At 37.1% G+C, this 12,490-nt stretch carries 8 protein-coding genes; 6 read left to right on the top strand and 2 right to left on the bottom strand.

Features of this window, described 5'->3' with window-relative positions; all coding sequences use genetic code 11:
- Positions 1 to 221 precede the first annotated feature (221 nt).
- The 6 genes from BGO84_RS02550 (at position 222) to BGO84_RS02575 (ending at position 8,640) form a co-directional block, all read left to right on the top strand.
- Positions 222 to 1,739 carry an oligosaccharide flippase family protein gene (locus BGO84_RS02550; protein WP_291027370.1) on the top strand — a complete coding sequence of 506 codons (1,518 nt, stop codon included), beginning with the start codon at positions 222 to 224 and terminating at the stop codon, positions 1,737 to 1,739.
- A 224-nt stretch (positions 1,740 to 1,963) separates the two neighbouring features.
- The gene (locus BGO84_RS02555) at positions 1,964 to 4,093 is read left to right on the top strand and encodes a S46 family peptidase (protein WP_291027372.1); all 2,130 of its coding nucleotides are present in this window, start codon (positions 1,964 to 1,966) and stop codon (positions 4,091 to 4,093) included.
- A 248-nt stretch (positions 4,094 to 4,341) separates the two neighbouring features.
- A complete protein-coding gene (locus tag BGO84_RS02560) occupies positions 4,342 to 5,604 on the top strand; it encodes a carboxypeptidase-like regulatory domain-containing protein (RefSeq protein ID WP_291027374.1) in 1,263 nt (420 codons plus the stop codon).
- Between the two features lie 51 nt (positions 5,605 to 5,655).
- Positions 5,656 to 6,207 (top strand): RNA polymerase sigma-70 factor, encoded by a 552-nt coding sequence (locus BGO84_RS02565; RefSeq protein WP_252638087.1) that lies wholly within the window; start codon positions 5,656 to 5,658, stop codon positions 6,205 to 6,207.
- On the top strand, positions 6,204 to 7,055 hold the full coding sequence (locus tag BGO84_RS02570) for a FecR domain-containing protein (protein ID WP_291027376.1): 852 nt from the start codon (positions 6,204 to 6,206) through the stop codon (positions 7,053 to 7,055). The genes BGO84_RS02565 and BGO84_RS02570 overlap by 4 nt, the downstream gene beginning before the upstream one ends.
- Positions 7,056 to 7,068: 13 nt before the next feature.
- Positions 7,069 to 8,640: a carboxypeptidase-like regulatory domain-containing protein gene (locus BGO84_RS02575; protein ID WP_291027378.1), complete on the top strand. Its 1,572-nt coding sequence runs from the start codon at positions 7,069 to 7,071 to the stop codon at positions 8,638 to 8,640.
- A gap of 38 nt (positions 8,641 to 8,678) precedes the next feature.
- Here the strand turns inward: BGO84_RS02575 and BGO84_RS02580 are convergent, their stop codons facing one another.
- Both BGO84_RS02580 and BGO84_RS02585 read right to left on the bottom strand, forming a co-directional pair.
- Complete coding sequence (locus tag BGO84_RS02580) at positions 8,679 to 9,827, bottom strand: iron-containing alcohol dehydrogenase (protein ID WP_291027380.1); 1,149 nt, start codon at positions 9,825 to 9,827, stop codon at positions 8,679 to 8,681.
- Between the two features lie 75 nt (positions 9,828 to 9,902).
- The gene (locus tag BGO84_RS02585; protein ID WP_291027382.1) at positions 9,903 to 12,320 is read right to left on the bottom strand and encodes a TonB-dependent receptor; all 2,418 of its coding nucleotides are present in this window, start codon (positions 12,318 to 12,320) and stop codon (positions 9,903 to 9,905) included.
- Between the last annotated feature and the right edge of the window lie 170 nt (positions 12,321 to 12,490).

A 12,490-nucleotide genomic window follows, 5' to 3' on the forward strand; every position in this document is an offset into this window, starting at 1 on the left:
GACTTCCTTTTTTATTTATTATTATCACAAAGGTAATTTATAATATTAAAAAATGATTATTTAATTTCACTTTTTATAGTTGCTTAGGCATCTATTGTAGCCACTATCAGGGGGTTAAGTAATGTGTCTTGACGAGTAAAAATATGGAATTAACTAGCAGGGTATAAAATACAACTCATGATTTATTTTTACTACTTTTGTAGCCAACTAAATATATCTATATGGCAGGGAGTGGAATGAAGAGCTTAGCAAAAGATACTGCAATCTATGGATTGAGTAGTATTGTTGGCCGCATATTTAATTGGTTGCTTGTTCCTTTACACACTTATATTTTTACTGATACTATCGAGTATGGTAAGGTAAGCTATATATACGGTTACACGGCGTTGTTCATGGTTTTGCTGACTTACGGCATGGAAACGGGATTTTTCCGCTTTATGAACAAGAAAGAAGAGCATCCTGATAAAGTATATGCTACATCTTTAATCTCATTAGCTACAACATCTCTGCTGTTTATTCTATTCTGTTTTTCCTTTATCAATCCTATTTCGTCATGGATGGAATATACCGATCATAAGGAACATATCTGGATGATGGCTATTGTAGTGGCACTGGACGCTTTTATGACAATCCCTTTTGCTTATTTGCGCTATCAGAAAAGACCGATTCGGTTTGCTACATTGAAGCTAACGTTTATAGGGTTTAATATATTTTTCAATCTTCTGTTTTTGGTTCTATGTCCTTGGCTATACAAAAATTATCCGGACCTGGCTATTAATAAATTCTTTCATCCCGAGATCGGTATCGGATACATCTTTTTGGCAAACTTGCTGTCTAGCTTGGTGGTATTGATACTATTGATACCGACAACAATGAAGAATGTGAAGCTCCAGTTTGATAATGCTCTGATCAGACGTATGCTGATATACTCATTCCCTCTTTTAATATTGGGGTTGGCAGGAGTTATAAATCAGACTGTAGCGCAATTGACTTACCCTTTTTTATTTGATAATCCCGATGAAGCTTTCAGCCAATTAGGTATATACAATGCTTGCCTTAAGATAACAGTTATTATAACAATGTTTACACAGGCATTCCGATATGCTTATGAGCCCTTCTTCTTTAGCAAGGATAGGGAGAACAGCAGTACAAAACCGTATGCCGATGCAATGAAGTATTTTGTAATATTTGCTTTACTCGTTTTTCTGGCTGTGATGTTTTATCTTGATATCTTGAAGTATATAGTCAGCAAAAACTATACAGTAGGTACAGTCATTGTTCCTATTGCCATGATGGGTGAAATATTTTTTGGGATGTACTTCAACCTTTCAGTATGGTATAAGCTAACCGATAAGACAAAATACGGAGCCTATTTCTCTGTTTTCGGATGTATCCTTCAGGTTGCGATCAATATCATCTTTGTCCCTGTTTATGGCTATATTGCCAGTGCATGGGCTACGCTGATTTGTAATCTGATTATTATGAGTATATCTTATTTTATAGGACAAAAATATTATCCTATAAAATATGACCTGAAGCGCATTTTCTTATACTTTGCTTTGGCTGTCGCATTTTATATTGCTGCCATGTATCCACAGATAGACAACGAAATCTTACGATTGGCATATCGTACGGTATTCCTTGTTGTATTTACAGCGGTTATAATAAAGAAAGATTTACCATTAAAAGAGATTCCTGTCATTGGTAAATATGTTAGCAACAATAAAAAAAATAAGTGACACTTTCTTGTTTCATCGTGTTGTGAAAATTAAATATAATTATCTGTATATAAATGGGATGTGTGCTCTGTGGAGAATAAAAGGTTACACTAAAAAAAGCAGATAAAAACTGTTACTTTTGTCACCTTTTTGCTGTATCTTTCAGCCAGACAGTAGATTATGTAAGTGTGGCTTAAAGGCTATTTAATTATAAAATATATCATTAATTAATAATAACTAAAACGATGAGAAAACTATTTTTAATATTAGCAATTTTCCTTACTGTTGCCGGATTAAAGGCTGACGAAGGAATGTGGCTGTTGAAAGAACTCAACAGGCAGAGTGCTGCCCGCATGAAAGAGCTGGGATTTAAGTTCCCTATTGATAGCATATACAGTGAGACTAATCCATCGCTGAAAGATGCTGTAGTTATTTTTGGTAGAGGCTGTACCGGAGTATCGGTATCTCGTCAAGGGTTGATATTCACCAACCATCACTGCGGATACGATGCAATACAAAAGCTTAGTTCCGTAGATCATGATTATTTGAAAGACGGTTTTGTAAGCCAGTCATTTCAGGAAGAATTACCAGCAGAAGGTTTGACTGTTGCTTTCTTACAAAAGACCGAAGACATTACAGATTTTGTAACCTCCACACTATTACCTACTGACAGCGAGAATGTGCGTGAAGAAAAAATAGACTCTTTGTCGCAAGTATATCTTGAAAAGTATAAAGACAATAAGTTTCTTAGAGCGCAAGTAATTCCTTTCTATACACACAACAAATACTATGTTGTTGTATACGAGGTATTCAGAGACGTAAGACTTGTATTTACTCCTCCATCTTCTGTAGGAAAATTTGGTGGTGAAACAGACAACTGGATGTGGCCTCGCCATACGGGCGACTTCTCAGTATTCCGCGTTTATGCTAACAAAGACAATGGTGCAGCAGAATATAGTGCAGATAATGTACCTTACAAACCTAAATATTCAGTTCCTGTTTCTCTGAAGGGCTACAAAGAGAACGATTATGCCATGACGATTGGATATCCGGGAAGTACCGAACGCTATATGACATCGTGGGGTATCAACCAAATGGTAGAATCGGAACATAAACCTCGGATTGAAGTTCGCGGAGCAAAACAGGATATCTGGAGAAAAGATATGAACGCAAGCGATGCTATTCGTATCAAATATGCGTCTAAATATGCAGGAAGCTCCAACTACTGGAAAAATGCTATGGGGATGAACGAAGCTATTGCTAAACTTGGCGTTATAAAAGATAAAGAACAACTAGAGGCTAAATTTGCGCAATGGACTGCTTCAAAACCGGCATTGCAAGCAAAATATGGAGATGCTCTTACGCTAGTGAAAGAAGGCTATACTGAAACAATGGAAACATCTAGAATCCAGACATATCTGTACGAAACTTTCTTCAATGGGATTGAAATTATCCGCTATGCAAATACGGCACTCCTTGTAAATAGAATGGATCCTGACAAAAATAAAGGTGAAGAATTCACAAAGCGTTTAGCTCCGCTTTATAAAGATTATGAGCCGGCTCTCGATCGTAAAGTAATGCCTGCATTACTAAAAATATATGCAGAAAGAGTTCCTGCTGAATACTTGCCTTCGGTATATACAAAGATTGCAAATGAATTTGGTGGAGACTATGATAAATTTGCCGAGTGGTTCTACAACAATACTAAATTTACCAATCTGGAAGCTGCTACAGCTCTAATAAGTAGTGAAGATCAGGAGGCAATCAATAATGACCCTGCAATTGCATTCGCTCAATCTTTAGAACCATGCTTAAACCTATTACGTCAGGCATCTGCACCTTATTATCCTCAGATAGATAAAGGCAGCCGTCTGTTTATGGCCGGATTAATGGAAATGGAGCCGAATAAAGCTTTCTACCCGGATGCTAACTTCACTCAACGTTTGAGCTATGGCTCTGTGGGTGGATATAAGCCTGCCGATGCGGTTACTTACGACTATTATTCAACATCTCAAGGTGTATTGAATAAACAAGTTCCTAACGATCCTGAATTCGGTGTGCAACAATATATATTGGACGATTTGGCAAGTAAGGACTTTGGACAATATGCAAACAAAGCGGATGGAAAAATGTATGTAAACTTCTTGTCGAACAACGATATTACAGGAGGTAACTCAGGTAGTCCTGTATTTAATGGAAACGCAGAACTAATCGGACTTGCTTTTGATGGTAACTGGGAATCGCTGAGCGGTGACATCTTGTTTGAACCAGAGTTGCAACGTACAATCAGTGTAGACATACGTTACGTACTTTATATAATAGATAAGGTAATGAACTGCCCTCGTCTTATCAACGAGCTGAAAGTGGCAAAATAAAAATATAAGAGTATAAGGAAAACAAAGGCTTGTGATTTTACTATCATAAGCCTTTTATTTTTGTAAGTGGCATATTGTTAGTTGTTTATTGTGTTATTTGTGTCGTTTTTATTGATGTTCAGATTTGTTTAGGACTAAACCTTCATTCATTAAATGTTAAATATCAGATAAAGGATAGGGTTTTCATTTTTTGAACGATCATAATAGTACAACCGGTTTTATTAATCATCATTAAAAACAATATAGCCATGAGAACTAAATGTTTAAAACTGATAAAAACTGTATTTACAGTCCTTATAATTTGGAGTGTAGCACTTCCAACTTATTCGGCCAAAGATCCGGGATATATTACAATAACCGGAGTAGTGAAGGATATAAAGTCAAAGAAGACTCTTGAATATGTAAGTATATCTGTTCCCGGAACAGGTATCGGTACGATATCGAATGCGGATGGAGGATTTACCATTAAGGTCAGAGATTCCCTGAATGTTAAAACAATAGAAGTTTCTCACATAGGCTACTTCAATCAGCGGGTACCTCTATTGGATCAGGATATGAGTAATATTACGATCTTTCTTACACGTAACGAGAACAAATTGAAAGAAGTCGTTGTCGAATCTACTGATCCGTTGCAATTGGTAGAAAAAGCTATAGATAAGATAGGTGATAACAATAGCTTGATGACAAATCTTTTAACCGGATTTTATCGTGAAACTATACAGAAAAGACGAAGCTATATAAATATCTCCGAAGCTGTTATAGATATCTACAAGACCCCATATACTCAATCGGATGCAGGAGATAGGGTACAAGTGTTAAAGGGCAGAAAACTACTCAGTCCAAAACCCGGCGATACCTTGCTTGTTAAATTTGTAGGAGGTCCAAATTTATCTACTTACCTGGATATTGTAAAGAATAGGGATATAATGTTAGATAAAGCTTCTCTTCATTACTATAAGTACAAGATGGAGAACAGTGTAATGATAAACGAACGTCTTCATTATGTGATAAGTTTTGAGCCTCAGGTTGTCATGCCTTACGCCCTGTTTTATGGTAACTTGTACATTGATCAGGAGACATTAGCTTTTTCACGGGCAGAGTTTAATTTGAGTATGGACGACCGCAATAAAGTAACACAGGCCATTCTTCGTAAAAAACCATTCAGATTGCATTTCAAACCTGAAGAGGTAGCCTATTTGGTTACTTATAAGCAGCAGAATGGAAAAAGCTATCTGAATTATGTTCGTAACGAAGTTCGCTTCAAATGTGATTATAAACGCAGGCTGTTCTCTACCAACTATACAATTATATCAGAGATGGTTGTTACTGACAGGCAAGAAAATAATATAGCTAAAATTCCGGCTAGAGAAGCATTTAGCGACAGATATTCGTTATCAGACAAAGTGAGTAACTTCTATGATGCCAACTTCTGGGAGGGCTATAACATTATAGAACCTACAGAGTCGCTCGAATCGGCAGTAAATAAATTAAAGAAACAACAAAGTAACTGATAAATTCGTTATGATTTATTATATTTGGTCTTACTTGTGATTGTACTTATTATGCTGAACGATGTGCTTATATTCAAGAAGATAAAGGATGGTGATATAGAAACTTTCGAACAGGTTTTTCGCCAGTACTATCTGCCTTTATACATGTACTCGTTTGGCATAATTGGTCGTAAAGATGCAGCCGAAGAGATTGTTCAGGAATTATTTTATGTATTGTGGCGCGACCGAGAGGCATTGAATATTGTCCGTTCGATGAAGAGTTATTTATATGGAGCAGTACGTAACCAGTCGCTTCAATATTTCGAACATCAGTATGTAAAAGAACGTCACAGAGAAAATGTATTAAGCAGGAAGCTTGAAGCCTCTGAAACAACAGCGCAAGAACAGATTGAATATAAAGAGTTGCAGAATATAATAAATCGTACGCTAGAACAGTTACCGGAACGACGACTTCGCATTTTCAGAATGCATCGGATGGAAGGTCGTAAATATAAAGAAATTGCACAATTGCTTTCTGTGTCAATAAAAACGGTGGAGGCAGAAATGACAAAGGCATATCAGATATTAAGACAGGAAATAGAAAAATATACACACGCATCATGAATTTGAAAGAAACAAATAATAAGATTACAGATCAGGCTTGGGATCGCCTTTATATGCGGCTCGATCGGGACGGATTGGTGCCGGAGAATAAGATGGCGAAAAAGGCAAGCATACGTACATCTTTGGTAAGATGGGGGGCTGCGGCTGCAATTTTATGTATTTGTGCCATTTCAGTATTCGTTATATGGGGACAAAAGACCAGCCATAAGGAAATGTTGACAATAAATAACGAAAAGGATGCTCCAACTCTGATCTCTACTTTAGAAGATGGATCGGTAGTATATCTCTCAGATCAAGCATCTTTGCAGTATCCGAATCGTTTTTCGGATGATAAACGAGAGGTCGTTTTGGAGGGAAATGCATTTTTTGATATCAGTCGAAATCCAAGTAAGCCATTTGTCATTGAAACTCAGCAAACGATTATTGAAGTATTGGGCACTTCATTTAATGTGAAGAGTGAAAATAAAAATTCATTTTCTTTATCAGTACGGCGTGGAGAAGTAAGAGTCACTTCAAAATTGAACGGGCAGACAGTAAATGTAAGGGCCGGAGAAACAGCCCTTTTGGAATCTGATAATCTACATAAGGTTAAAACCACAGATGTTTCACAGTTTGAATCGTACCTTAAAAGGGTTCATTTTAAAGATCAGCGATTGTCGGATATTGTGAGAGTTATAAATATGAACTCCGATGCAGAGCAGCTAACTGTGTCACCCGAACTGCAAGATCGCCTACTGACAGTTACCTTTTCGGGGGATACTCCATACACAATGGCTGAACTGATTTGTCTGGCTCTTAATTTGCAGTTTAAACAGCAAGATAATGTGATATCTATATCACAAAAATAATATATTAACTGCCATGAAATATACGGCTGAAAATACCTTTCATCGTATTCTTGTATCGTTATTGCTAATGATGGTAGCAGTGATTTTACAGGCAGATGATGGCGCAGTGCTAAATCGGAAGATACAATTACCAAAAAGTAAAGAGAGTGTATATAAGCTGCTGAGGCAAGTATCCGACAAGTCGGGTTATTTATTTATCTATGATAGCCAGATTATAAACAATGACAAGAAGGTTAAGATTGCAAAAGGCGAATATACATTGCGGGAAGCCATATATGCGATCACCGGGAATAATCAACTAAAGATTTCCATTGTTGGAAATCATATCTTGTTACAAGTTGCAGATCGGACAAAAGCACATACTGTAATTTCAATAGAAAAAGTAGATAGTGTAGAAAAAAAGTTCTTTACTTTTAGTGGTGCAATATACGACCAGATCACGGATGAGCCTTTAGCTTATAGCGCAGTAGGAATCAGCAACTCAACAATAGGAACGATTTCTAATCAGGATGGAGAATTCAAATTGATTTTGCCTGATTCTCTTCGTCACTCCAAGGTAAAGTTTACTCATGTAGGTTACGAAAGTCAGGAAGTGGAAGTAGGACTATTGGCCGGACAGCATATTCGTTTTGCTCTCGAGCCCAGAATAATACCATTACAAGAAGTCGTAATTAGAGTAGTTGAGCCTCAAGAAGAGATCAACCGTATGCTGGAGAATCGTAAGAATAACTACTCAACCTCGCCTGTTTATCTTACAACCTTCTACAGAGAGGGTATAGACCATAAAAAAAATAATATAGATGTAACTGAGGCGGTGCTTAAAATGTATAAGACCGGCTATGATGTAAATGTAAATCTTGATCAGGTAAAACTTATAAAGATGCGTCGTATTAAGAGCATTCAGGAAAGTGATACAATCTTTACAAAAATGAAATCCGGTATTAATTCTTGTCTGATATTGGATTTGGTGAAGAACTTACCTGATTTTTTGAAGCCTGAAGAACAAAATAAATATGAGTATGGGCATACAGATATTACAGTTGTAGATGGCAGAAGGGTGAATATTATTTCATTCTGTCAGAAAGAATATATAGATGAACCTTTGTTTAAAGGGCAATTGTTTATTGACGCAGAGAATTATGCATTGATAGAAGCTCATTTCGAGATCAATCCCAAGTTTGTGCAACAGGCTACAGATCTTTATGTTCGAAAAAAAAATAAGGATATTCGGCTAACATTACAACAGGCTCGGTACAATGTCTCGTATAAATTATCCAATGATGGTATTTATTATGTGAACCATATTCGTGGAGACCTGGAATTTAAGATGAAAAGGAAGCGAAAGCTTTTTAGCACTCCATTATATCTGTGGTTCGAAATGGTAAACTGTATGGTAGATACAACAGATGTAAATGCATTTGCCCGAAAGGAAAGAATACCTACTCAAAACATATTCTCAGATACTAAGTATCAATATGACAGAAATTTTTGGGGTAACTTTAATGTAATATTGCCGGAAGAAAAGCTAAAAGAATTAATAATAAATAATTTAAGCGAGGTTTCCGAAGATCTGATTATAAAATAAGCCGATATAATTATCGGCTTACTTTCTATATTTGCGACTTATTTTCTTAAAGTCAAAATGTCTTTGATTACATCAGAAGTAATGTTATGACACTCTCCGAGTTTCCATCCACGGTTTCCTAATCGCTCAGCTACTTTATCTATAGCCTCATCGCCCAATCCGTAGTCAGACAGATGAGTTTTTACACCCATCGATTCGAAGAAGTCTTCCACTGCTTTAATCGTTCTATCTATTGCATCGCTTCCTTGGATGCCAAACACCTCTTTTCCAAGACGAGTGATCTTTCTTCCTTTCTGATCTTTTAGTACTGTCATTACTCCCGGTAATACAATAGCAAGAGTTTGGGCATGATCAAGTCCATAGAAAGCTGTAAGTTCATGTCCGATCATGTGAGTAGCCCAGTCTTCGGGCACACCGCAGGCAATCCAGCCATTCAGTGCCCACGTTGAAGCCCACATCAGATTGGCACGAACGTCATAGTTGTTAGGTTCTTTCAGGGCTTTAGGCCCTTCTTCGACTAATGTTTTTACAATAGCTTCAGCCATATTATCCTGCAGCAAAGAATCTCCTTCGTTATATGTCAGGTATTGCTCCATTACATGTACAAAAGCATCTACAACTCCATTCCCTGTCTGGCGGGGAGGTAATGAATATGTTACAGTCGGATCAAGTACAGAAAACTTAGGGTAGGTGAGGGGAGAACCAAATGCAAGTTTTTCTTGAGTTTCGGCACGGGTAATTACAGCTCCGCTATTCATTTCTGATCCTGTAGCAGGCAATGTAATAATGTCACCAAAAGGCATAGCTTTCTTTACTTTGCTACCTTTAGACAGTATCTGCCACGGATCACCCTCTTCGAAATAGACTGCGGCAGAAATAAACTTTGTAGCGTCAAGAACCGATCCGCCACCTACGGATAATATAAAATCGATACCCTTTTCTTTGATTACAGCGACAGCCTTCATGCAGGTTTCATAGTGTGGATTTGGTTCTATTCCTCCAAACTCATGCCATTCGTAACCGCTTAGAGCTTTTACAGCCTGATCGTACACTCCGTTTTTCTTTATACTGCCTCCTCCGTAAGTCATCAACACTTTACTGCCTTGAGGTATTTCGTTTGTAATCTCTTTGATCATTCCTTCCCCGAATATAATCTTTACGGGATTTGCTAATGAAAAATTTTCCATAATATCTTCGTTTTTGATTGATAGTAAAGTTATATTATTTAACCTTATATGATTGAATTGAATTTATTAAATAAGCTAAAATTCGATTAATAGTTTTGCGTTTAGTTGGCGTCCGGTCAGATAATTTGGTACGGCATATTGGTGGTTGTAGATATCTGTAATCCAATAATACGTATTTGTATTTTGCATGTCGAATATATTAAAGATATCTATTCCTAGCCAGATGTTTTTTAGTGCTTTACATAACGAATTTGTATTTCGTATAGCGAATTTTTCGCCTAGTATTTGCCACGAAAAACCGATATCTACACGCTTATATGCCGGTGTGCGGAAATATCCGTTTTCATACCCTTTGTATGGCGCAGAAATGGGTAAGCCTTGAGACCATAGTCCCCTAAGGCTCATTTTTAGGCGTTCATATCCCGGCATATAATCTTGATAAAATAAGGCAAAGTTGAAACGTTGATCCGTTGGTAGAGGAACTTTTTGTCCATCTATTTCCTGTTGCGTTTTCATTATTCCCAGACTAATCCAGCTATCTACACCCGGAATAAATTCTCCGTACAGCTTCATGTCCATCCCTAGAGCAAAACCTTTGGAACTATTTTCTCCTGAATAACGTATCTTTACATTGTTTACTGTATATGGAATCAGATTAGATAGTTTTTTATAGTAGATCTCCCCTGATAATTTCAGCGGAGGAGAGTTGTGTTCGCCCCCGCCTCCAAAATAATAATCACTTCCTAGTACGACATGAATCGATTTTTGTGATTTAATATCCTTATTCAGCTCGATAACATTGTTCCCATCTACATTTACTATTTTCTGGAATTCTTTGTAAAAAGGAGCCTGATAATAAATGCCTCCCGCTAATCGTATCGAGAAGTTTTCGATTCCACTAGGTACAAAGGCTATAGCTCCACGTGGGCTTACTATCAGTTCTTCATTGAAAGTCCAATAGCTCGCTCTCAATCCGGCATTTATGATAAATAAGCCATTGTCTGTATTGAGTTTATAAGTGTCTTGTATATATCCGGAAAAACGAGAAGGCTTGATTTTGTTATCTGCTTTCAGGTTCGAATATAGATTGACATCTATTCCTGTATTTGGCAGAGAGTAACCCGCAGAATCTCTCATTTCCCACTCTTTGATCTTATCTCTTACATTTTCTTGTTGATAAGTGAGCCCCCATTTCAAGAGGTTACTTCCTATCTTAAAGTCTCCGAAATGACTGATTGTATATACTTCCGATTTTACCTGATTGCGTGCATGTTCAATATATCGTCCTATCCCCAACAGTGAAGATTCGTCAAAGGCTTCATTCCCTTCTACAATGTTCTGCTCTTTCAATATATAGTTGCCTTCTATATCATAACGCTCTCTCTCGTCAGAAGAGAATGTAGAGCCGGTAATACCTATATTTAGATTTTCATTTATTCTACCTTTTAGTGTCAACGCTGCTTGGTAAGTAATAAATCTGTCTTTCTCCCATCCATCAAAATATACCGTAAAGTTACGAGGTGTGGTAAGCGTACCAAAACTAGTACTGCGAGTTTTGGGCCTATATTCATAAGTATTGTGCGCATAGTTTCCGAGCATACTAACTTCCCATTTGGGCGATAATTCGTACGTTATATATGTTTGAGCTTCAATAAATGAGGGGTCGTATTCCGCTTTAGTATCAGAAGTGCTAAGTAAGGACTGAGTCGTTTTATAACGAATTCCCGTAATCTGAGAGAATTTTCCTGTCGAATTACCGATATGAACACTTCCTCCTAGAAGTCCGGCTGAGGCAGACGCTTCAAACTCTTTCGGTTTTTTATATGTAATATCAAGCACTGATGACATCTTATCTCCATACTCTGCACTATATCCTCCGGCAGAAAAACCGACGGTTTGCACCATGTCAGGATTTATAAAACTTAACCCTTCCTGCTGAGCTGAACGCACTAAGAGAGGGCGATAAATCTCATTCCCATTAACGTATACGATATTTTCATCAAAGTTCCCTCCGCGTACCGAGTATTGTGAACTCAGTTCGTTTGTGGAGCTTACTCCCCCCATCGTTGCGAGGAGAGATTCTATACTTTCCCAAGGATTTGAAGCTCGTCTGGTTGCTAAGTAGTCGATTCGTTCAATAACTGTGGTAACGGTTTGTTGCCCTTCTATAGTAATGGCTTCTAAAGTATTATTATCTTCTTTTAATGTGATATTCAGTATCAGGTCACTTTTCATTTTAGGGATTATATATTGGTGACGTTGATAGCCTATCAGAGAGAATATGATCTTAATCGAATCTTTAGGCTGTATAGATAATACATACTCGCCTCTCTCATTTGTTATTACTCCATTGCGGCTATTCATCTCCGAAACAGAAACATGCTCCAACGATTTTCCTTGTTGGCTGGTAACTTTTCCTGTGATTTTTATTTGCTGTGAATAAGCAAGAGATGTTATAAATAAGAGAAGTAATAATATGTTTTTCTTGATCATACGGTCAGTTTTGTGCACACAAATTTAGGTATATATTTCCTGTGTACCAATATATTGTTAATTATAAAATCATATTCGTATAAATTTGAATTTCTACTTTATCAGAAATCAAACACAAGATATTTGAGTAGTGTAAGATGTAGAAAATGGTAAAATCCTAGGGATCTTAC

Source organism: Dysgonomonas sp. 37-18 (assembly GCF_001899125.1).
GTDB lineage: Bacteria > Bacteroidota > Bacteroidia > Bacteroidales > Dysgonomonadaceae > Dysgonomonas.